Source organism: Daejeonella rubra (assembly GCF_900103545.1).
Taxonomy (GTDB): domain Bacteria; phylum Bacteroidota; class Bacteroidia; order Sphingobacteriales; family Sphingobacteriaceae; genus Daejeonella; species Daejeonella rubra.
The window spans coordinates 168,688-192,098 of the sequence record NZ_FNHH01000004.1 but is presented as its reverse complement, the minus strand read 5'-3'; the positions used below and the strand labels follow the sequence as shown (position 1 = coordinate 192,098).

20 protein-coding genes are annotated in these 23,411 nt (G+C 36.5%); 14 read left to right on the top strand and 6 right to left on the bottom strand.

Annotation, left to right across the window (positions count from 1 at the left end):
* On the top strand, positions 1-654 hold the full coding sequence (locus BLR27_RS04640; protein ID WP_090700945.1) for a VTT domain-containing protein: 654 nt from the start codon (positions 1-3) through the stop codon (positions 652-654).
* Here BLR27_RS04640 and BLR27_RS04635 read toward each other — a convergent pair.
* On the bottom strand, positions 651-1,613 hold the full coding sequence (locus tag BLR27_RS04635) for a zinc dependent phospholipase C family protein (protein WP_090700941.1): 963 nt from the start codon (positions 1,611-1,613) through the stop codon (positions 651-653). The genes BLR27_RS04640 and BLR27_RS04635 overlap by 4 nt on opposite strands.
* Positions 1,614-1,897: 284 nt before the next feature.
* Positions 1,898-2,359 (bottom strand): IS200/IS605 family transposase, encoded by a 462-nt coding sequence (gene tnpA / locus BLR27_RS04630; RefSeq protein ID WP_090700938.1) that lies wholly within the window; start codon positions 2,357-2,359, stop codon positions 1,898-1,900.
* A 329-nt stretch (positions 2,360-2,688) separates the two neighbouring features.
* Between tnpA and rpsT the strand changes: the two genes are divergently transcribed.
* The 7 genes from rpsT to BLR27_RS04595 all read left to right on the top strand — a co-directional run bounded on the left by rpsT (position 2,689) and on the right by BLR27_RS04595 (position 9,570).
* Positions 2,689-2,943 (top strand): 30S ribosomal protein S20, encoded by a 255-nt coding sequence (rpsT, locus tag BLR27_RS04625; protein ID WP_090700934.1) that lies wholly within the window; start codon positions 2,689-2,691, stop codon positions 2,941-2,943.
* Between the two features lie 84 nt (positions 2,944-3,027).
* Positions 3,028-3,729: a RadC family protein gene (gene radC, locus BLR27_RS04620; RefSeq protein WP_090700929.1), complete on the top strand. Its 702-nt coding sequence runs from the start codon at positions 3,028-3,030 to the stop codon at positions 3,727-3,729.
* 133 nt (positions 3,730-3,862) lie between these two features.
* Entirely contained in the window at positions 3,863-6,262 is a 2,400-nt protein-coding gene (gene pheT / locus BLR27_RS04615) for a phenylalanine--tRNA ligase subunit beta (RefSeq protein ID WP_090700926.1), read from the top strand.
* 270 nt (positions 6,263-6,532) lie between these two features.
* Positions 6,533-6,841, top strand: coding sequence for a hypothetical protein (locus tag BLR27_RS04610; protein ID WP_090700923.1), 309 nt, complete (start codon positions 6,533-6,535; stop codon positions 6,839-6,841).
* A gap of 21 nt (positions 6,842-6,862) precedes the next feature.
* Positions 6,863-7,153: a cell division protein ZapA gene (locus BLR27_RS04605; protein WP_090700919.1), complete on the top strand. Its 291-nt coding sequence runs from the start codon at positions 6,863-6,865 to the stop codon at positions 7,151-7,153.
* Positions 7,154-7,369: 216 nt separating this feature from the next.
* Positions 7,370-8,932, top strand: coding sequence for a ribonuclease Y (gene rny, locus BLR27_RS04600; protein WP_090700916.1), 1,563 nt, complete (start codon positions 7,370-7,372; stop codon positions 8,930-8,932).
* A gap of 131 nt (positions 8,933-9,063) precedes the next feature.
* Positions 9,064-9,570: an Mpo1 family 2-hydroxy fatty acid dioxygenase gene (locus BLR27_RS04595; RefSeq protein ID WP_090700912.1), complete on the top strand. Its 507-nt coding sequence runs from the start codon at positions 9,064-9,066 to the stop codon at positions 9,568-9,570.
* Positions 9,571-9,647: 77 nt separating this feature from the next.
* Here the strand turns inward: BLR27_RS04595 and BLR27_RS04590 are convergent, their stop codons facing one another.
* Both BLR27_RS04590 and BLR27_RS04585 read right to left on the bottom strand, forming a co-directional pair.
* Positions 9,648-10,055, bottom strand: coding sequence for an arsenate reductase ArsC (locus BLR27_RS04590; protein ID WP_407641180.1), 408 nt, complete (start codon positions 10,053-10,055; stop codon positions 9,648-9,650).
* A 28-nt stretch (positions 10,056-10,083) separates the two neighbouring features.
* Positions 10,084-10,539 carry a DUF6428 family protein gene (locus BLR27_RS04585; RefSeq protein WP_090700905.1) on the bottom strand — a complete coding sequence of 152 codons (456 nt, stop codon included), beginning with the start codon at positions 10,537-10,539 and terminating at the stop codon, positions 10,084-10,086.
* 331 nt (positions 10,540-10,870) lie between these two features.
* Here BLR27_RS04585 and BLR27_RS04580 point away from each other — a divergent pair, with 331 nt between their 5' ends.
* Both BLR27_RS04580 and BLR27_RS04575 read left to right on the top strand, forming a co-directional pair.
* Positions 10,871-13,666, top strand: a complete 2,796-nt coding sequence (locus tag BLR27_RS04580) for a TonB-dependent receptor (protein ID WP_245704432.1) — start codon at positions 10,871-10,873, stop codon at positions 13,664-13,666.
* A 104-nt stretch (positions 13,667-13,770) separates the two neighbouring features.
* Positions 13,771-15,213 carry a hypothetical protein gene (locus BLR27_RS04575; RefSeq protein WP_090700903.1) on the top strand — a complete coding sequence of 481 codons (1,443 nt, stop codon included), beginning with the start codon at positions 13,771-13,773 and terminating at the stop codon, positions 15,211-15,213.
* A gap of 137 nt (positions 15,214-15,350) precedes the next feature.
* Here BLR27_RS04575 and BLR27_RS04570 read toward each other — a convergent pair whose 3' ends face one another.
* Both BLR27_RS04570 and BLR27_RS04565 read right to left on the bottom strand, forming a co-directional pair.
* Entirely contained in the window at positions 15,351-16,520 is a 1,170-nt protein-coding gene (locus BLR27_RS04570; RefSeq protein ID WP_090701103.1) for a hypothetical protein, read from the bottom strand.
* 103 nt (positions 16,521-16,623) lie between these two features.
* Positions 16,624-18,375: a lysophospholipid acyltransferase family protein gene (locus BLR27_RS04565; RefSeq protein WP_090700900.1), complete on the bottom strand. Its 1,752-nt coding sequence runs from the start codon at positions 18,373-18,375 to the stop codon at positions 16,624-16,626.
* A 167-nt stretch (positions 18,376-18,542) separates the two neighbouring features.
* Here BLR27_RS04565 and BLR27_RS04560 point away from each other — a divergent pair, with 167 nt between their 5' ends.
* The 4 genes from BLR27_RS04560 (at position 18,543) to BLR27_RS04545 (ending at position 23,364) form a co-directional block, all read left to right on the top strand.
* The gene (locus BLR27_RS04560) at positions 18,543-19,448 is read left to right on the top strand and encodes a helix-hairpin-helix domain-containing protein (RefSeq protein WP_090700895.1); all 906 of its coding nucleotides are present in this window, start codon (positions 18,543-18,545) and stop codon (positions 19,446-19,448) included.
* 4 nt (positions 19,449-19,452) lie between these two features.
* Positions 19,453-19,983 carry an adenine phosphoribosyltransferase gene (locus BLR27_RS04555; RefSeq protein WP_090700890.1) on the top strand — a complete coding sequence of 177 codons (531 nt, stop codon included), beginning with the start codon at positions 19,453-19,455 and terminating at the stop codon, positions 19,981-19,983.
* A 145-nt stretch (positions 19,984-20,128) separates the two neighbouring features.
* Positions 20,129-21,301, top strand: a complete 1,173-nt coding sequence (locus tag BLR27_RS04550; protein WP_317040434.1) for an acyl-CoA dehydrogenase — start codon at positions 20,129-20,131, stop codon at positions 21,299-21,301.
* Between the two features lie 344 nt (positions 21,302-21,645).
* Positions 21,646-23,364 carry an ATP-binding protein gene (locus BLR27_RS04545; RefSeq protein WP_176767608.1) on the top strand — a complete coding sequence of 573 codons (1,719 nt, stop codon included), beginning with the start codon at positions 21,646-21,648 and terminating at the stop codon, positions 23,362-23,364.
* Positions 23,365-23,411 lie beyond the last annotated feature (47 nt).

Sequence of the window (23,411 nt, the reverse complement as noted above, 5' to 3'; positions counted from 1 at the left end):
TTGGAAGTTTTAAGCAATATCATCGATTCTATCCTTCATATAGATAAATACCTGGTTAAGATTGTTAGTGATTACAGAACCTGGACCTATCTGATCATTTTCATGATTATTTTTGCAGAGACAGGATTTGTTGTCACCCCATTTCTTCCAGGAGATTCTTTGCTCTTCGCCGTTGGTGCTTTGATTGCAAAAGGAGATACTGGTTTGAATATTTACATCATGGGCTTATTATTGATCGCAGCAGCCATTACCGGAAATACCGTTAATTATATTCTGGGGAATTTCCTGGGTCCGAAGGTCTTTAAGCCTGGCAACAGAATTCTCAAGATTGAATATTATAATAAAACCAAGGAATATTTCAATAAAAAGGGTGGTAACATGCTGATTTTTAGCCGATTTATGCCTATTTTCAGAACCCTTGCACCTTTCGTGGCAGGAGTTGGTAAAATGAATTTTGCTCATTTTACCTATTATAATATTGTTGGTGGTGTTTTGTGGATCATAGGTTTTCTGGGTATAGGTTTCATATTTGGAAATATCCCGATCATCAAGGATAATTTCACTTACGTGATGCTTGTCATCATAGTTCTAACCATATTACCCGCTATTTTTGCAGCTATAAAAGCAAAAAGTACAATGGGAGAGGAGGCTTAGTTTTCTTTTCTCCCAATTATTTCCCCTTTCTTAAATAGTTCTGATTCTTTTTGCAGATTCTCTTTTTCTTCTGCACTTAACTCATTGGGCGTAAAACCTTTTAAACTTGGCTGACCGGCATCAACCCAGGCTGAATACCAATAACTTCCGGTCATTAGTATGGATGCCCTCATTTGTTTTTCAACCATATTGTTCAAGGCCTTATGATAGGCTGTTGAGAATTGCTCTGAATACTGTCGTTCAACCCGGCCATTACGTTCGCTGAAGCTAAATTTACGGTCTGAAGCGATTTGTTTGGTCAGCCGTGCCTCTATCAGCAAAACAGAATCCAGATGGCTGTGAGAGCTTCTTACAATATTCCATGCTGATTTAAGCGGGTTGTCAATGTATTGGGCACGACCTACAATAAAATCATATTGAGTAGCAAACAGTTCTGGCAATCTGCTTTCCCAAAATCCATGGATGCCGGTTTGTCCGCTTAGTTGTCCGTTGTAATTTTCTGTGGTATGAAGCGGTACATGTGCATCTGAAATATAATGACCAAGGTCAGCTGATACTCTAAGGATCCGAATCGAATCGCCTTGCTGAAAGGCTTTTACCAATGAATAGTATGTTCTTTCTATTTGCCAGGGAACGATCCCGTTCTCCTGAAGGACCGAAGCGCTGAATTTCGCTTCTGCATCTTTCCATTTTTCAGGGATGCTGTCAAAGGGTTTAGCTCCATATCGGTCAGCATCAATAAAATGACGCGGTGCTTCTGCTGTATCGGCATAGCGGCGTTTGTCGGCATCTACAGCATGCTCTGTTATAAAGGCGATATTGTTTTTGTAAAATCCGATCATCTCACCCGGTAAGATGAATACAGCTAGCCTATTGATCCTTTGATGGGCGAAAAACCCCCAGGAGGAACAGAGAAGACCTAGGATCAGGATCATTAAAAGGAACAGACTTTTTCTCATATAATAATATCACCCTTTCAGGGTTTGGGTATAATAATATCACCCCTTCAGGGTTCTTTTACTTAGATTATATTCATGTCAGTTCTTCAGGTTATAATCGTATCAGCTCTTCAGGTTATAATCATATCAGCCCTTCAGGCTTTTATAAATTCTATCATTCTATAATCAACCCCAAAGGGGTGTCATTATTATAGCAATGTTAACAATGGGATTAAACCCCGAAGGGGTGATATTATATTAGCAAATTTCATAATGGGATTTAACCCTGAAGGGGTGACATTATTCTATTCTATCCAGTCAAATAAATATTCAGGTTTATGCTCAATGCCAAATTCATTGAGCAGGCTTATATATTCATTTTTGAATGATTTTTTCCGGTGGTGCCGTTCCTGATTTAAAATGTAATTATAGACGTTATCGATATGGGAAGGAGAATAAGAGAATGCACCAAAACCTTCCTGCCATTCGAATTTTCCAGGGATGAATCCTTTTTCATTGATGAATTTTGATGAATTATTTTTAATGTCCCTTAGCAGATCTGATATTGCCATGCGTGGCTTCAATCCAAAAAAGCAATGGATGTGATCGGGCATGCCATTGACAATGATCGATTTTTGTCCCTTTTCAGTAATGATACCTGAGATGTATTTGTGTAGTTCTGATTTCCAGCTATTGGAAATTAGATTTTTTCTCCACTTTACCGCAAAAACCGCCTGGATATAAATTTTTGAATATGTTCCCGCCATCTGATTGTGATTTATTAGTTAATATTGATCGTAATTAGTTTTATGTATTCTGTTTTTACGTCATTTTTTATTCAATTTACCCGACCGTTATCATTAATCTCATTAAATTTATTTAACGGTCTGATTCTTGATTAAACGGTTAAATAGCAGAATTAAGAATTGTTTTCTACTAGAATTGTAAGCATTCTCAAGAGAAAGAGCCATAAATAAGAAACTCGGACAGGATACAAAACAGCATTTGCTCTTTTTTTAAATTATGCTTTGAATATTAAAATAATCGGCATATATTTGCAGTCCTTAAAAGAAGGACGGAATAATAAGCTTAAGAAATGGCAAATCATAAATCATCGATAAAAAGAATTAGATCAAACGCAGCTAAGCGTTTACGTAATCGCTATCAGGCGAAAACCACAAGATCCGCAATCAAAAGATTACGTATTACAACAGATAAAACAGAAGCTACACCGCTTTTAAGCAAAGTGATCTCTATGCTTGATCGTTTGGCAAAAAAGAATATCATACACAAGAACAAAGCATCTAACAATAAGTCTAAACTGACAAAATTTGTTAACGCATTGAAATAATCTGAAAAGACCGTTTACTAAAAAAGGGGTTCCGTTTAATCGGAACCCCTTTTTTATTGCTATCTATTTTTCGAAGTTTAATTTATGGGATCGTATGAACATAAAATAACCATCAAAGCATGGGCGGAGGAGGACCGCCCCAGAGAAAAATTGTCGCATCAGGGGAGGAGAAGCCTTAGTGATGCTGAATTGATAGCCATATTGATTGGATCAGGCAATAGAAACGAGAGCGCAGTAGAGTTAAGTAAGCGCATTTTATTCGGATGTGAAAATGATCTGAATCAGCTTGCCCGGCTTAGTATTTCAGAGTTGTCAAAATTTAAAGGTATCGGTGAGGCAAAAGCCATCAGTATCATTGCAGCACTGGAATTAGGGAGGCGAAGAAAAGAAACGATCAGTGCAGACCGGGTGCAGGTGAGTACCAGTATCGATGTTTATGAAGCTATTGTGTCCCGGTTTAAGGATTTGAACCACGAAGAATTCTGGATCATTGTACTTAATCGTGCAAATAAGATCACATCAAGTCATCTGGTAAGTAAGGGCGGGCAGGCAGGAACAATAGCCGATCCAAAGATCATCTTCAATACGGCCCTCGAAAATCATGCTGCATCATTGATTCTGGCGCACAATCACCCTTCTGGTAACCTGAAGCCAAGTCAGGCCGACCTTGAATTAACCCGAAAATTAAGATCGGCAGGAAAGTTTTTGGATATTCCTGTGCTGGATCATCTGATTATAACGGATCATGGATTTCTGAGTTTTGCAGATGAAGGAATTTTGGATTAATGGATGTAGAGTTATTGCTTCCGGTTTTGTACATTAATTACATAATTTGCATTACTTTAACCCTGAACAGTTCTAATTTCCTGTCTCAAATCTCATATCTCTTTCTATCTTTGTCGTTTATCATTTTTAGAACATGAAGATCTCTTATAAGTGGCTGCAGCAATTCATTAATACGAATAAAACTCCTGAAGAATTATCCTTAATCCTGACCAATATCGGACTGGAAGTTGAGAGCCTTGAAAAGGTTCAGGCAATTCCCGGCGGACTGGAAGGTCTGGTTATTGGCTATGTCAAGGAATGCGCTCAGCATCCCAATGCAGATCGCCTGAAGGTAACCAAAGTTGATGTTGGACTGGGAGAGGACCTGCAGATAGTTTGCGGTGCTAATAATGTGGCTGCAGGACAGAAAGTAGTTGTCGCTACAGTAAATACTACGATATATCCAACAACAGGAGAACCTTTCAAAATTTCTAAATCAAAGATCAGAGGAGAAGTTTCAGAAGGAATGATCTGTGCTGAAGATGAGATAGGTTTAGGCCATGATCATGCCGGAATAATAGAATTAGATGCAGATGCAACGATAGGTTCTCCGGCAAGTACCTACTTTAAACTGGAAGATGATTATGTTTTTGAGATCGGTTTGACACCAAACCGTGCCGATGCAGCTTCTCATTTGGGAGTTGCCCGTGATTTGGCTGCTTATCTGAAATTGCAGATAACTATGCCCGATATTTCTGCTTTTAAAGTTCAGAATCAGGAACTAAATATTCCTGTTGTGTTGGAAGACGTGGATGCTTGTCGCAGATACTCTTCACTCAGCATAAGTGGTATATCTATAAGTGAGTCGCCTGAATGGCTGAAAGATAAACTAAATGTTATAGGTATCAGACCTATTAATAATGTAGTTGACGTGACTAATTTCGTGCTTCATGAACTTGGTCAGCCCTTACATGCATTCGATGCAGATGCTATTTCAGGACAGAAAGTGATCGTTAAAAAATGTGAGGAAGGCACGATTTTCCATACGCTGGATGATGCAGAACGCAAATTATCTTCTGATGATCTGATGATCTGTAATGCTAATGAGCCGATGTGTATAGCGGGTGTTTTTGGTGGGATTTCATCTGGTGTTAAGCAATCAACAAGTAAAATATTTTTAGAGAGTGCCTGGTTTGATGCGGTATCAGTACGTAAGACTTCCAAGCGCCATGGATTAAAAACAGATGCTTCATTCAGATTTGAGCGTGGTACTGATCCCGAAATGACTGTTATTGCATTGAAGCGCGCAGCATTACTTATTCAGGAGCTTGCCGGTGGCCATATTTCATCTGATATATCTGATATTTACCCATCACCGGCTAAACCATTTGATGTGAACATCACATTTAGTAATATAACTCGTTTGATCGGAAAGGAAATTTCAGCAGAAGAGATACATTCTACTCTAAGCGGACTGGGTATAAAAATAGTATCGCAAGATCAGGAGGGCATGAAGCTTGAAGTTCCTGCTTATAAAGTTGATGTTACCCGGGAAGTTGATATCATTGAAGAGGTTTTGAGAATCCATGGATATGATAATATTGAGATTCCCACTCAGATACGTGCATCCCTGAATCATACCCACAAGCCGGATAAAGAAGTACTTCAAAATCAGACTGCAGATCTGCTTACAGGAAACGGCTTTTTTGAGATTCTGAGTAATTCATTAACAAAGATCAGCTATTCATCACAGCCTGATTTAGCGGTTAAGATCCTTAATCCCCTGAGTAGTGATCTGGATGTAATGCGCCAGAATCTGTTATTCTCAGGATTGGAGGCCATTTCATACAATCAGAACCGCCGGAATCCAGACCTTAAGTTATATGAGTTTGGTAAGGTCTATAGCCTTGAAAATGAAAACTACAAGGAAAATCAGCGCCTTTCTGTATTTATTACCGGTGCCAGACATGCTGAGAACTGGAATTCAAAATCAAGTGATGCAGGTTTTTATAATTTAAAGTCTGCCGTTGATCTGATCATTACCAGGCTAAATATTAAGGGTTTAAGCTCTGTTGAAACAATAAATCCGGATCTTTCTTCAGGCATCAGTTACCGCAAAGGTGAAAAAGTTCTGGTTGATTTTGGTACTGTTTCAAAAGGATCATTGAAGAAACTGGATATTAGCTCAGATGTATTTTATGCCGATTTTGATTGGGATCTGATCATCAGGTCAGTAAGAAATAACAAGATCAGCTATACCGAGGTTTCAAAGTTTCCATCCGTTAGACGGGATCTGTCGATGTTGCTCAATAAAGATGTCACATTCGAACAACTTAAACAGATAGCCCAAAAAACTGATAAGAGTCTTTTGAAGGAAGTAAATGTGTTTGATGTTTACGTAGGGGATAAGCTTCCGGAAGGTAAAAAATCTTATGCTCTTAGTTTTCTGATTCAGGATGAGGAAAAAACCCTGACAGATAAACAAATTGAGGCCCTCATGCAAAAATTAATTCTTAATTTCGAGAAGCAGGCGGGAGCGGAGATAAGAAAGTAAGGATTGAGTTATGAGTTATAAGTATTAAGTTGTAAGTAATAGGTTATAAGTTATAGGTTATAAGTTTAAGTAAGGAGTTAGTTTGAATGTTTCCTAGTCCAGAACTTAAATTCAAATAATGTCCTAATAAATTATAATTAAGCTTAATCTGAGTTTTTGAATTATCATCGAGAGCTTAAAACTTAACATATAAAACTTACTACTTAATACTTACTACTTAATACTTACTACTTAATACTTACAACTTACTACTTAATACTTACAACTCTAATGACAGTCGCAGATCAGCTTAGTAAGGTAATTGATAAAACAGGCAGGTTAATAGAGCTTTGTGCAGCTTTGCAGGAAGAAAACGACTTATTGAAGCAGGAAAATATTTCATTAAAACAGGCTGTTGATAGCCGGAATTTAATGAAGTCAGAACTGGAAGAAAAGCTTAGAGTTTTGACATTAGCCCGTTCATTGGAGGGTATTCCATCTGCTGATTTAGGTCTTAATGAAAAAACTCTTGACATAAAGCAAAAAATTACCGAATTTGTACGCGAAATAGATAAGTGTATTGTGTTGCTTAAAAAGTAATACTTAGTGAAATAAGCTCAAATGGGAGAAATCTCCATAAAAATAAATATTGCTGATAGGGTTTACCCATTAAAGGTAAACATGGAAGAAGAGGAAGTGATTAGACGGGCAGCTAAAATAATTAATGATCGCATAAAGGAATATCAGGACAATTATGCGGTTCGGGATAAACAGGATCTGTTATCCATGTGTGTTTTGCATTACGCTACAGCTACATTAAAAGCTGAAAGAAAAGTAATGCATGAAGATACGGATGTAACAGAAAAGGTTTATCAATTGGATCAGCTGTTGACAGATTTTTTTTCGAAGTAATATCGTTCTTTATATTTAAGAGCATTAAAGATTTAACCGCAGTTAAATTTTTGAGTTTCACTATTTAAAGCTTAACACTTCAGTATTAGAAGAGTTAAAAGATTCGTCATTTGCTTAGGCACCTGATCATGATCAATACTCTAATCCTAATGAATGAAGCTTTTACAGTACATGAGGCTTAAAATTTAGTTGCGGTTTTTTTTATTAAAAATAATTATGGACATATTACAGATAGTACTTTACATTTTAGTGGGACTTGCTGCAGGGGTAGTACTTGGACGATTTTTACTTCGCAAACTATTCCGTAACCAGGAAATAGGCGCCCAGAATAAGGCTAAAAAGATTCTAAAAGATGCAGAAACCAATGCTGAGATCCTTAGAAAAGATAAGCTTCTTGAAGCAAGAGAGAAATTTTTGCAGATGAAAGCTGATCATGAGCAGGAAATTAATACTAAAAACAATACCATCAATCAGCGCGAGAATTCAATTAAGCAAAAAGAACAGTCAATTACCCAGAAACTGGAGAACCTGACTAAAAAAGAAGAAGAATTAACTACTGTTAAATCTAACCTTGAAAAACAGATCGAACTGACAAAAAAGAAGCAGGAAGATGTGGATGTTTTAAAGAGTCAGCATATTCAGCAAATGGAAGCAATTGCCGGTTTGTCTGCTGAAGATGCTAAAAATCAGTTGATAGACTCTTTACGTGAAGAAGCCCGTACTCAGGCAATGATTCAGATCAAGGATATTGTAGATGAAGCTAAATTAACTGCAAGCAAGGAAGCTAAGAAAGTTGTAATTCAGACAATTCAGCGTACTGCTACTGAAAGTGCAATAGAAAATACAGTTTCTATATTCAATATTGAAAACGACGAGATCAAAGGAAGAGTAATTGGCCGTGAAGGACGTAATATTCGTGCTCTTGAAGCAGCTACCGGAATTGAGATCATTGTTGATGACACTCCTGAGGCGATCATTCTTTCAGGATTTGATCCTGTAAGACGTGAGATAGCCCGTTTGGCTTTACACCGTCTGGTAACAGATGGCCGTATACATCCTGCCAGAATTGAGGAGGTAGTAGCAAAAACTAAAAAACAGATCGAAGATGAGATCGTTGAGATCGGTGAGCGTACAGTAATTGATCTTGGAATCCACGGACTTCATCCTGAACTGATCAGAATGGTTGGAAGAATGCGTTATCGTTCTTCTTACGGACAGAACTTGTTACAACACTCCCGTGAGGTAGCAAATTTCTGTGCGACTATGGCTGCAGAACTTGGGTTGAATGTTAAAATGGCTAAGCGCGCCGGACTATTGCATGATATAGGTAAAGTGCCTGATGATAATCCTGAATTACCACACGCAATTTTAGGTATGCAGCTTGCAGAAAAATATAAGGAACATCCCGAAGTTTGTAATGCTATTGGTGCTCACCATGATGAAGTTGAGATGACTTCTATGATATCTCCTATTATTCAGGCTTGCGATGCAATTTCAGGCGCAAGGCCGGGTGCAAGAAGGGAAGTGGTTGAAAGTTACATCAGAAGGTTAAAAGAGCTTGAATCGCTTGCTTTATCGTATCCTGGTGTTGAAAAAACTTTTGCAATCCAGGCAGGCAGAGAGTTACGTGTGGTTGTAGAAAGTGAAAGGATCACTGACGCCGCTGCAGAGATCCTTGCTGCTGATATCTCTAACCGTATTCAAACTGAAATGACCTATCCGGGCCAGATCAAAGTTACAGTGATCCGTGAAACAAGGTCTGTTGCTTACGCTAAATAGTTTTATTTGTAAGTAATAAGTTGTAAGTAATATTTGTAAGTAAAACTTTAATCCGTAAATAATTGAATTTAGATTTTGAGCGATATTTATACTTATAACTTATTACTTACAACCTATAACTCCTTTTAGATATGCAAAAACAAGCACAATCCCGGCCGGTAGATGTGTACTTTGATAAATATTCAGAGAGCCATCAGAATCATACCAATGAAATTATCCACTGGATTTGTGTTCCAGCCATCGTGTTTAGTTTGTTTGGTTTGATCTGGGCCATTCCCTTTCCATATCTTGAGTTTCTGGGAAAATATAATGGTTATGTTAATTGGGCCTCTTTTTTAATTGCCTTTGCCATTTATTACTATTATAAATTATCACCTGTCTTGTCCTATTTTATGCTTTTGTTGATCATGTTCTTTTCAGCAGGAATTGTTTCTCTTGAGAAAATGCATAATACTGAAGGCTGGCCGCAGATGTGGCAGGTTTGTCTTGGTATTTTTGTTATTGCCTGGATAGGACAGTTTATCGGGCATAAGATCGAAGGGAAAAAACCGTCCTTCTTTGATGATGTCAAATTTCTATTAATAGGGCCTATCTGGTTACTTCATTTTATATTGAAGAAGGCAGGAATTCGATACTAAATATCCTAAACTAATATCAAAAACTGAAATATTGCCAGGTAAATTAAACCGGGCAGTATTATGCTATAGTTCCTTTTTTAATTTTTAAGATTTTCATTCACAAAATTCAGGCAGTATTCTTTGATTAGTCCCCTGACTTCGATGAACTTATTCATGATTTCTTCCTCAGTCCCGGTAGCTTTCGCCGGATCCGGGAAATTAGAATGAAATCTGGTTGCGTTACCGGGAAAGTATGGGCAGTTCTCTTTGGCATGATCGCAAACCGTGATTATCATATCGAAATCAATATCCCTATATTCATCCAAATTATTCGATGTATGCTTCGAGATATCTATCCCATCCTGCATCATTACCTGAATCGCTTTGGCGTTAACACCATGTGTTTCAATGCCTGCGCTGTAAATTTTTGCCCTGTTTCCTGAAAAATGTCTTAAATATCCCTCCGCGATCTGACTCCTGCAGCTATTTCCGGTACATAGTACCAATATTTTTTTCTTATTAATCCGAATTGTTTTAGCAGCAGCCTCCTCCTGGTTTACAAGAAACCTGATTAGAATTTACTTTGAGTTTATCTTCCGGAATACCGCAATTGTCCTTTGCCAGACAGTTGGTTTTTTTAGATAATAATATAAAGTTCTTTCCATTAAAGCCCAGGTTGTATTTTCCAATGGTTTCAGTCTGATATTCTACCTCAATCTCCAGATCTTCCATCCCTAAGACCTTTTCTGATAAGGCAATGATACCCAATAATTTTTGAGGCTTTAATCGGTGATCGAAGTCATTGGCATCCCATAATTGAAAATTAGCCACATTTTCCTTCCGCACCGTGCCTCCGCAATCAATAAAGTTTTTAGTAACTATACCAACTTCTGTAACGTGAAAATGTTCAGGTACAGATTCGCCATTTTCAAGTTCAAAATTGATATACTCTGCATTGCTTAGATGTTCTTTAATTTCTGATAGTTTCATTTTATTTATGTTTTTTATTTTTCAATATTAATTATCGTAATATTACGATAAAGTAGTTTAAAAAAAAGCTTGTTTTTTTTGTTCACAATTAATTTAGGATGATTCTCTTTGATTTTAAATAATGTATCGCAATATTACGATTAATAATTCTAACCATCAAATTTTTCAAAAAAAAAGAGTTTTATACACTCCTGTGCGAATTAGACGGTTTGTTAATAATTACTTAACACGATTAACATAAACTTAATGCATTGGTAATTTACCCATAATGTTAATGCAACCATGAGTTAACACTGTGGTAATACCTTTGTAGAAATTAAAACGTAACAAAGTGAAATACAACAGTCTTCTACGGAACTTAAGCTTTTTATTCCTGTTAATTTTAGGTACTCAGGCCGGGTATAGCCAGGTTAATGGTAAAATTTCTGGTAAAGTAAGTGATTCTAAATCAGGTGAGACATTAATAGGACTTACCGTTAAAATTACCGGAGCAACATTAGGTGCATCGACTGATATTGAGGGAAGGTATACTTTAGGTAACCTTAATCCCGGGAAATACAATTTGACATTTTCCTATATCGGTTATCAAAGTAAAAACATAACTGATATCGAGGTTCTTGCAGGTAAAACTACTAATCTTGATGTGATCATGGAGGAAGCTACTTCACTTGCCTTAGCAGAAGTGGTAATTACGGCTACAGTAAGGCAGGAAAGTATAAATGGTTTATATGCCCAGCAAAAAAATAGTGTTAGAATTTCTGATGGAATTTCTGCTGAATCAATTCGTAAATCACCAGATAAAAATACAAGTGAAGTTTTGAAGCGCGTAAGTGGGACAACAATTCAGGATAATAAATTTGTTGTAGTCAGAGGATTAGCTGATCGTTACAATTCGGCTTCATTAGATAATGGTGTTTTGCCTAGTACAGAGCCGAATAGAAAGGCATTCTCATTTGATATCGTGCCTTCTAACCTGATTGATAATATTATCATTAATAAAACAGCCACTCCTGACCTTGCTGGCGACTTTGCAGGCGGTTCGGTTCAAATTATAACCAAGAATATTCCTGATGAAAATTTTATTTCACTCGGTATGGGATATGGGTACAATTCACAATCCACTTTTAAGGATTTTCAAAGTGGCCACCGGAATACTTCTGACTATTTTGGATTTGATAACGGTTTAAGATCGATACCTAATAACTTTCCTTCAACTCGTAAAATTGTCAATAATGGCGTAGGGCCTAACAAAAATATTGCCTCTATAAAAGCTTTACCTCAGGATTTTGGTATTAGCAGTGGAAATGCATTTTTAAATCAAAATTATCAATTTACCCTTGGAAGAGTTAAAGATTTTGAAAAGACCAATAACCGCCTGGGTGCAATTCTATCTTTAACCTACCGAAATTCTCAAAATACGAATTTGGGAATTACCCGTCAATATCACGTGTTTGACTATAATGATGATCAATATAAGTTTTCTACAAATGTGGGAGCATTGGCAAACTTTGCTTATACCTATAAGAACAGCAGGATTACCTTAAAGAATCTTTACAATCGCACCCTTGATGATCAATATACCTATCGTACCGGTAACAATAAAACAACCGGCGATATCAGGTTCTATGCATTTGATATGATGCAGAAGTCTTTATTCAAAACTGCTCTTGAAGGTGAGCATAAAGTAGGAGACAATAATTCAAAATTCAAATGGACTCTTGGTTTTGGAAATGTGGTAAACGATCAACCGGATCAGCGTAAGGTAAACTATCTGCGTAACGTGGCAGACAGAAATGTTCCAAACTCATTTTATGCAGGAGTAACTAATATTGGAAAAGAAAATACCAGACTGTATTCCTATTTAAATGAGAATATTTATTCAGCAGAAGCCGGATATAGCCTTCCTTTAAAATTTCTTAAAAAGAGTGCCACATTTAAAGCTGGAATTGCTTCAAACTATCGGAACCGAAACTTTGATGTTCGTTTCTTAGGTTTAAGACTGGTTTCTGATTTAAATAATCCTCAGATCGATAATCAGATCAGAACCCGTCCTATCGAAACTTTATTTGGAGATGATCTTGTAAGCCAGGGTAAATATAAATTGGATGAGATTAACAATGATGGTGATTCTTATGTTGCTAACTCATTAGTGAATGCAGCTTATGCGATGATGGACAATAAAATTGGAGAGAAATCCAGAATTGTTTATGGATTGCGTGTAGAGCAATATGATTTAAAACTGAGTACCCTAACAACAAATAACCTGGTTTCTCAAAACTTTACGGATTTACTTCCTTCAGTAAATTATACCTACAGTATTACTGATAAAAGTAATTTCAGAGCTTCTTATTTCAGAACTCTTGCCCGTCCGGAGTTTAGAGAATTAGCACCATTCGCTTATTATGATTATGAGAGAGGTGCAAATGTTCAAGGAAACGCTTTGCTTAAACGTGCTCAAATTGACAATGCTGATTTAAGATATGAATTCTTCCCTTCGGCAGGTCAAATATTCTCGGTTTCAACATTTTATAAGAAGTTCAAAAATGCTATTGAAGCCAGTATTGCTGATGCAAATTCAACACCTGATATCTCTTATTTTAACTCAAAGAGTGCAAACGTTTATGGTATTGAGTTAGAATATAGGAAAAACTTGTCTTTTTTGGGTAGTGAGACCTTTAAAAACACCAATTTTTATACCAACCTTTCTCTGATCAAATCAAAGGTTAAGAATCCTGCCATCGATAATCTGATCGAAACAGAGCGACCATTGGTTGGTCAGTCTCCTTACGTGATCAATGCTGGATTACAACATAGCACATTGAATAATCTTGTGAATTTTAATCTATTGTATAATCGCATTGGTCGTAGAATTGCAAATGCTGGTGGACAACAGTTTCCAAGTGTTTATGAAGCTCCCCGCAATGTTTTTGATTTCCAGCTGGGATATAAAATACTTAAGGCAAAAGGAGAATTGAAGTTTAATGCAAATGATATACTCAATAATGACAACGTGCTGTATTTCGATAAGGATATGAATAAAAAATATTCAAGCACATCTTCAGATGAAACTATCAGCAGATTTAAAACTGGAAGTAATTATTCACTGTCATTTAATTATTCCTTTTAATTAACATAATCTTAATACCATTTAACATTTTGATTACTTCGATTTTATACTAAGGTTATTCACTTGAGATAACTTTAAAACAAAATCAACAAAGAAAATATAACATGAAAAAACAAGCAATTTTATTAGCCTTAGCTGTTGCAATTTTTACAACAGCTTGTAAAAAAAGCTCAGTTGATGATACTGATGATACGATTATTGTAGCACCTGTAAGTTCAACTGTGGAGGTTAAGACAGATATTACTGCAAGTACAACCTGGACAGCAGATAAAATTTATTTATTAAAGGGGATTATTAATGTTACTAGTGGAGCAACACTAACAATCCAGCCAGGAACTTTAATAAAAGGAGACAAAGCTACAAAAGGAACAATTGTAGTAAATAGGGGAGGAAAAATTCAAGCTGTTGGTGCAATAGATAAACCAATTGTTTTTACTTCTAATCAAGCTGTTGGTGCACGTGCGGCAGGTGATTGGGGCGGAATTGTAATATTAGGTAATGCTCCGAACAACCAGGGAACGAATCAGGGGATAGAGGGTATTCCAACAGATGCTTCAGGTAAGGCATCATATGGCGGTACTGATCCTGCAGATAATTCAGGAACATTAAAATATGTTCGAATTGAGTTTGCTGGTGTTCCTTTATCTCCGGATAATGAAATTAACGGTTTAACTTTAGGTTCTGTTGGTTCAGGTACAACACTTGATTATATTCAGGTAACCCGTTCTGGAGATGATGCCTTTGAATTTTTCGGAGGTACAGTTAATGCTAAACATATCTTAGCAATAGGTACTTTAGATGATGATTTCGATACAGATTTTGGGTATTCTGGTAAAGTTCAGTTTGCATTAGCTCAGCGTTATTTGACACTTGCCGATGTTTCAGGATCGAATGGTTTTGAGTCTGATAATGATGGTTCAGGCTCTGTTAAAACTCCTTTAACGAGTGCAATATTTAGCAATGTTACTGTGATTGGTCCCCTTTCTGCAGCTAATATGTCCGGCTTTAATGCCAACTATCAGCATGCTGTTCAGATCAGGAGAAATTCATCGATCAGTATTTTAAACTCTATATTTACAGGTTATACTGAAGGTATTTATATTGATGACTCAAAAGTTGCAGTTGCAAAAGCAACTTCGGCTAATTACCTTTCTGGAAGCCTTACCTTTCAAAATAATCTTGTTTTTGGTACAAATTCAAAGAGCAATGAAGTGAAAGGTGAAAATAAGGCAGATTTTGAAACAACATTGCGCGCTGCTAATACATTTACAGCTGCTTCATATGGTGATGTACTAATAACTTCTCCATATAAATACCCGGCAGATATTATTGCTTCTTCATCTGGTAAACAAGGGCTACCTAACTTTACTGCTAAAACAGGATCAGCTGCAGAAACAGGAGCGTTATTTACCAATTCTAAAGTTACTGATGCATTCTTTGATAAAGTTACTTATCGTGGTGCTTTCGGTTCAACCGACTGGACTACAGGATGGGCTAACTATGATCCTCAGGTACTTCCATACGATGCTCCTGGAAAGGTAAATTAATAATTTGTTTGGGTTTAATTAAACCAGCAATATAAGCGTCATAAAAGATTTATTCCATAGATTACCTTTAACAAAAATACCCGCAATTGCGGGTATTTTTGTTTGATGAAACTTTGATTTTGTTAAACTTGTTTTTCCTATTTAGCCGCTGGGCTATACTGGTAAACTACTTCATAATCAACCTTCTGAAGATTTTCTGCTATTTGTCCTATTCTGAGATCCTGTTCCTGTGGTGTAGGCTCACAAACTGAATATTTTGCGCCATTATAGATGATCGATTTTCCAAACGGTTTGTCAAATTGCACCGCCATACTGATATGAGTAGGGTAGAGCAATGCGATCATAGGCAGGTTATATATTTCCTTAACCAGATAGAAAAACAGGGCTGCTCGGTCATCACAATCGCTGTATTTTGAAAATAAGGTCTGCTCAGGGGATAAACGCTTTTCTTTTCCAAAATTATTTTCATCATTCTGATATAAAAAAGCGTAGCGTGTAAACCTCATCAGATAATCAATGCCTTTTTTCTGCCCCATGCCGGAAACATTCTTTTTCAAAAGAGGAATTAATGAACGGTAAGTCTCGTGGCTGAGTGGAATATTGAAATATGACTCAAAATCTACACCCGGATAATTGGCAAATATGTTTTCTACTTCCGGATTCAATTTGACCTGAAAATGATAGGATCTTTGGCGATACTGAAACGCAACCTCTTTTTCTCTGTAAGATTCAGGTTTGAAATCGGGCATTCTGGTTACTTTGTACGAAAATGACTGCACAGCCTCATCCACTTTAATATTAACAGGAAATATTTTGTCCTTTTCGAAATCTACCTTGCCGTAGTCATGGTAGTTTAAACACATATACTTATTGCCTTCTATATTGAAAAAGGGAATGTCATTGATGTTTTCATCATTCTTAACATAAAAGATCAATCGATTATTCCCGATAGATATTCTGGCATCATAGCCTGATTTGCTTAGAAAAAACCATTTGTATAAGGTATATCGATGGTAATTCTCTGCCTTGGGACTGATCTGCTGGGCTGTTTTACGTATTAATTGATAATATATCCAGTCGTTTAACTGATGTTTTTCTTTATAGGCTAACAGAGATGAAAGCAGCGACTGATGATCGCTTTGGTTTAGTTTTTTGTAGAAATTTGAAATTGATTCAGTAGAAAGCTCTTCAGAAAAAGAAATTTTAGATGATTCATTTAATTCAAAATTGAATGTGCCATTATAAAATTCAATACTGAAATTATCAGCAAAAGCATTGCCTGATGATAAACAAAAAGTTAAAATCAATGATAATTTTAGGCTGAAAATGACAATTCCGGATCTCAATTTTTAATTACTTAACATTAAGTTAACATTAAAACAATGTTAAGGTAACATTATTTAATCAAGATCAGATGTTATTTCCTAATTTTTTGAGTATTTCCTGGGGAATCGTTTCAATATCAAGTATCAGAAATCCATCCAGACAGTCTGAGAATTTAGGATCAATGTTAAAACTGATGATCTTTGCATTTAATGCCAGATATTGCCTTAATAAGACTGGTATCCTCATGTTAGAGGTTTCAATATCTGATATTAGGGAATCAAGATCCTTCAATGTTTCACCGGCTTCACTTAGCAGGTCTTTATCAATTTTTGAAAAATCAACTTTGAAATTTTTTCTGGGTTTAACATATTGGGCAAGTTCATGATCGAAATTGTTCTTCCGGATAAATTCTACAATTAGTGATTTAGATAGTTTTGAAAAGCTATTGCTGATACTCACAGGCCCGATCAGGTAGCGGTAGTCTGAATTATTTGAAATGAATTGCAATATTCCTTTCCATAGTAAGAATAGTGGAAGTGGCTTTTGCTGATATTCTTTTCTTACCCAGGAACGTCCAAGCTCCAGGCTTTTCATGAGTACCGGATAAAATTGTTTTTGGATCTTAAATAATTCATTCAGGTAAAAACCTCTTTTCCCCATGCTGTAAAAGATCTCATCTCCCTTTCCAATACGATAAGCACCAACGATCATTCTTGATTCCTTATCCCAAATGAATAAATGATAATAATAGATATCATATTCATCCAGGTCAGTCTGTTTATTGGTCCCTTCACCAATCTCACGAAAAGTGATCTCTCTCAGCCTGCCAATCTCCTTTAATATATTCTGAATAGCTGTTGCAGGGCAAATGTAAACTTCATAGTTTCTCTCTGAACAAACTTTGTTGCCGGCTACATTAGCAATTTCCTTATCCAGATCTTCAACTGAAATTGCTGCGGCAATTTCCTGAGGTTTTTTCCTGATCTTAAAAAGATTACGCGGATTGAATATTTTTTTTTCATTATCTAGTCCGGCTCCTAATGCATAGGTTTTTGCTCTCAGATAATCTAATAGCTTGTTCTGATTATGATAAAATGGAAGTTCAGAAGGTTTGATCGGTTTGCCAATTCTTAGTCTGATCTTATGGCCTTGTTTATTGAAAAGTTCGGATGGTAGTTTTGCCGTTCTTAAGGAGGGATGAATCATGCCCAACAGGTTGAATAACAAGCCATTATTGCCATGGAAATAAATCGGGACTACCGGTACGTCCGCTCTTTCGATTAGTTTACCAACTACCGGATGCCAGGGCCTGTCTGTTATCTGCTGGATCTTTGTTTTGTAAGTTGAAACCTCGCCGGCAGGGAATATGCCAATCGGAATGCCGGACTTAAGTTGTATGATAGTACTTTTAATTCCGCTGATACTTGAAGAATTCTCTACGTTTTCGAATGGATTAACCGCAATAAGAAAATCAGAAAGATTCGGGATCTTTTTAAGAAGGAAATTGGCCATTAGTTTTGAATCCGGCCGTACAATACACATGATCTTTAAGAGTATTAAACCTTCAATTCCCCCATATGGATGATTGGCAATAGCAATAAATGCTCCTTCTTTTGGGAAATTTTTTAGCTCAGATTCATCGAAGTCAATTGTTATCCCTATAATTTGTAATATCTTGTCTATAAATGCTATACCCTGTAAATGTTCAGCTTTTTTAAATACCTCATTCACCTCATTTATTTTCATGATTTCCATCAGCAATGAAGCCAGTCCGGGCATATAAAATTTGTCAATTTTGCTGGCTTTTTTAAATTCTGCTTTGGTAATAATCTTCATGATTTATGCTTAATCAATTGTTCGCTTAATCCTTATCCAAAATTCGACAATTTACTATTATCTTTATATTAAATCTGTCTCTGATAAGATTCCCCCAGTGCCGTCGTTTTTCTCCCCGGTATTCCAAAGAACAGCTGCTTTTTATTGTTGCATTTTAATTTTTGACAATGCGGGGTTTCATTAGTTCGGTCCGATCATTTTTTAGTTTTTCTAAAAAGGAGTTGAATGGCATATTCCTCCTTAGCCTGCTGATACTTATCATCCTGGCCATTCCCTGGTTGTATCGTTGTTTTAGTAAGGAGCAGGTTTATGATCTTGAAAAATTTAAACAGGAGGCAGCTAATTTTAAAGGCTCGGAGATAAGAGTTTTCTTTACAGAAGATAAAAAAGAAGCCAGAAAAGTAACATACTTTGAATTTGATCCAAATAGCATTGGAGACAAAGAGTGGCAAAGATTGGGTCTTTCCACTAAGCAGATCAGGGTTATCCGTAATTATGTATCTAAGGGAGGTAAGTTCTATAAGAAAGAAGACCTGAAAAGAATCTATTCAATTCCAGAAGCTCAGTATTCTTTACTCGAACCGTATATCCGTATTGCAGCAACATATTCTCAAAATAAATATGTAAAGGAAATTAAGTTTGCAAAGCCAGTTACTTCCAATGATCGTGTTCCGGTATCCCTTATTGAACTTAATTCAGCGGACTCATTATTACTATTAACAGTTCGGGGTATTGGCCCTGCCTTTGCCTCCAGGATAATTCGATTTAGAGATCGGTTAGGAGGGTTTTATAAATTAGAGCAACTGAAAGAGGTATATGGCATAGACTCGCTGAAATTTTCCCAGCTACAAGGCCAGCTTTCACTAAACGCCGGACTTGTTCAAAAAATAGACCCGAATACTGCAGGCTTTGAACAATTTAGAAAACATCCCTATCTGACTTATAAACAAATGAATGCGATCATTCAATATCGAAAGCAGCATGGAAATTATCATTCAATTGAAGATTTAAAGAAAGTAGCCATCCTGAATGAAGAAATTATCCGTAAAATTGAGGCATACTTTACATTTTGACTTTATGATCAGTAAGGAACTTGATTTTGCCATTCGGGATATAGCCGACTTTCCAAAACCTGGAATAATATTTAAGGATATAACTCCCATATTAAAAGACGCTAAATTATGCACAGCCGTAATCGATGAGTTTGTTAAACAATTGGAGGGCATTGAAATAGATGTTGTTGCGGGAATTGAAAGCAGAGGTTTTTTATTTGGATTAATGCTGGCTAACAGGTTACAAATACCATTTGTGCCTATTCGGAAAAAGGGAAAACTTCCATTTACTACTGTAGAGGAACCTTGCGAATTGGAATATGGCTCTGCTATTCTTGAGCTACATGAGGATGCCATCATTCCCGGTCAACGGGTATTGATCCATGATGATCTGCTGGCTACAGGTGGTACTGTCAGTGCTGCTACCCGCCTTGTCCAAAAGCTGGATGGAGTTGTGGCCGGTTATGCTTTCGTGATAAGCCTTGATTTTCTGAATGCAAATGATAAACTCAAACAAGTATCTCAGAATATTATTTCACTTGTATCTTATAAATGATCATTATTTTGATACTTTTCACCCTCTCTGATTTCCTCATGTAATAATTGAACCCGAAACCGTTTCGTTCTGATTATTACTGATTATTTTAGTCTTCAAAACTGGCTTCCTTATTGCTATACTTGCATAAATAACCAATTATTTTATGCAATCAATTACAACTCCTGATCTAAACGGGATGAATTTTAATTTAACCGAGAATCAATCAATGATCATCGGAATGGCAAGGGATTTTGCAGAAAAGCATATCCGTCCGCATGTTATGGAATGGGATGAAGCCCAGACATTTCCAATAGAAACTTTTAAAAAATTAGGTGAACTGGGTTTGATGGGAGTCCTTGTTCCTGAAGAATATGGAGGTTCAGGATTGGGGTATTTTGAGTATGTAAGCGTTATTACAGAAATTTCAAAAGTCTGCGGATCTATCGGTTTATCTGTTGCAGCACATAACTCATTATGCACCGGTCATATTATGGCATTTGGTAATGAGGAGCAAAAGCGCCTTTGGTTGCCAAAACTGGCTACTGCTGAATGGATAGGTGCATGGGGACTGACAGAAGCCAATACTGGATCAGATGCATTGGGGATGAATACCACAGCAGTATTAGATGGAGATCATTATGTTGTGAATGGTTCAAAAAACTGGATCACTCATGGTAAATCAGGTGATGTGGCTGTAGTTATGGTCAGGACAGGAGAAAAGGGGGATTCTAAAGGAATATCAGCCCTGGTTATCGAGAAGGGAACTCCGGGTTTTACTCATGGTAAAAAGGAAAATAAGCTTGGAATGAGAGCCTCTGAAACCACTGAGCTTATATTTGATAATTGCCGTGTACCTAAAGAAAATTTATTAGGAAAAGAAGGTGAAGGATTTAAACAGGCGATGTATATTCTTGATGGCGGGCGTATTTCAATAGCTGCATTGTCGTTAGGAATGGCAAAAGGAGCGTTGATTGCTGCAATAAATTACTCAAAGGAACGGTATCAGTTTGGGCAGCCAATCTCCAGTTTTCAGGGTATTTCATTCAAAATTGCAGATATGGCAACAGAGGTTGAAGCAGCTGAACTACTAATTATGCAGGCCGCAGATTTGAAGAACAGAGGCAAAAATGTTACAAAACAATCTGCTATGGCTAAATATTTTGCTTCCGAGGTTTGTGTCAGAACTGCTACGGAAGCTGTTCAGATCTTTGGAGGCTATGGCTATACTAAGGATTTTCCTGTTGAAAAATTTTATAGAGACTCCAAGTTATGCACGATAGGGGAAGGGACATCCGAAATCCAGAAGATCGTTATCGCAAGAGAACTTTTAAAATAAATAAGATCAGAATCAGGGATGAACCATTTTTTATCCCTGATTTTAGAATTTCTATTCATAGGTCCACTCTTTCACTGATGTTAGTTATACACAGCTACATTTATTGAATTGCTCAAAATTCCTGGTTTTGAAAGAGTTATTTTGTATAAATGTATCCAAGCTTACTTTAATCCATGAAATCTGTTTATCAGGTATTTATGGTTTGTGAAGCAAAATTTTAATAAAAATTTTGCAATTTGCTTCTACAAATGAATTTTGCGAGTATTAAATCCAATCTGTTAGGGTCTGTGTTCTTAAACATTACCGATCCTATAAAAAGGGCTAGAATCCATATTCTGTTCTACATGATATTGGTTTCTATAGTGTTCTGCATTGGTTTGTTTTTTGTATATCTAAAGATTGGCCCCCCTTTTCAATTGGTTCGTATTGTCTTTATTCTTATACTTCTATTCTATGGGATATATGAATTGTGGGTCAGACAGAATTATAAACCTGCTTCCCATATTGTTCTTTCAGTACTTGTCATGCTCGTCTGGTCAAATACTTTCCTGGTCAATAACGGAATAAGCATTATAACCATACAATACATTCTGCTTGCAATAACTTGCGGTTTTTATTTACATAATGGTCGCTGGGGAATCTTTTATTCCTTTCTGGCTATTCTGGCACTTGTAATTTTATTTCTTCAGGATGGTGTTACTAAAGTAAACTTATACATTACCAACCGACAGGTCATTAATCCGGTTTTTATTGCCGTTTTAATGATTAATTTTTTTCAGCTGATATTTATTAATTATCATTTTCTGAAGTCTTTACAATCAGCAATAGCTCAACTGGGAAAGGCTCAGCGAGATGAAATAGAGTTGAATAAACAGCTGAAGATAGCGATTGAGATAGCCCAGAATTCGTCTATGGAAAAGACGGACTTTCTTTCGACCATGTCGCATGAGCTGCGTACACCCTTGAATTCTGTTATTGGTATGAGCCATGTGCTTTTGGCAGATAATCCAAGAGCAGATCAGGAAGAAAATCTAAAAGTGCTACATTTTTCTGCAGAAAGTCTGCTGGCATTGATCAATGATATTCTGGATTTCAATAAACTGGAATATAGTAAGATTGAAATGGAGAAGACCGGTTTTAAGCCTGCTGAACTGATTGCGCGAATATATGATGGACTAAAAAACCAATCTGATGAGAAGGGAATAAATTTCATTCTCAATATGGATGATCGCCTGAAAGATCTGGTGGTGATAGGTGATCCTACAAGGCTATTGCAAATACTTTTTAACCTGGTTGGAAATGCAATTAAATTTACTCCAAGAGGTGAAGTTGAATTGTCAATGCACCTATCTGAGGAAGATGATCAAAACATTTCAATTGCCTTTGCTGTAAGGGATACTGGTATTGGTATCAGTCTTGAAAAAAGAGAAATTATTTTTGAACCTTTTGCCCAGGCCTCAGTAAATATTACCAGAAGATTTGGAGGATCGGGACTCGGGCTTGCAATTACGAAACAATTATTGGATCTCCATGGAAGTCAGATAGACTTGAGGAGTGAAGAAAATGCAGGTACTACATTTAAATTCTCGATAAGTTATAAAAAGGCTTCATTAGCTGATATGCCTTCTAAAGTATTGTTTTCTGCCTTTTCAGAATCAACAGAAAATATTTCTTCCTTAAGTATTCTTGTTGCTGAAGATAATGCGATGAATATTTTATTTATGAAAAAGCTCTTTAAAAGCTGGGATATAAAGGCCGATTTCGCTGAAAACGGCAAGGTAGCTCTTGAAATGGCTGAAATAAAATTCTACGATGTTGTTCTTATGGATATTCATATGCCTGTGATGGATGGATATGAGGCATCGAGACGGATACAGAAATTTTATGATGGCAGGGAAAGGCCTGTTATGATAGCACTTACAGCATCAGTTGCCAATGATGTAATTAATAAAATAGACCATGCAGGTTTAGATGATTATATCTCTAAACCTTTTAACCCGAATGAGTTAAAGAACAAGCTGGCTACCCTGTCACGTTTGAAGTTAAGCAAGATAATCTCCTGACCTATTTCTTAGCAGATTTCTCTTTTTTAAGGTAATTATTCGTGGGT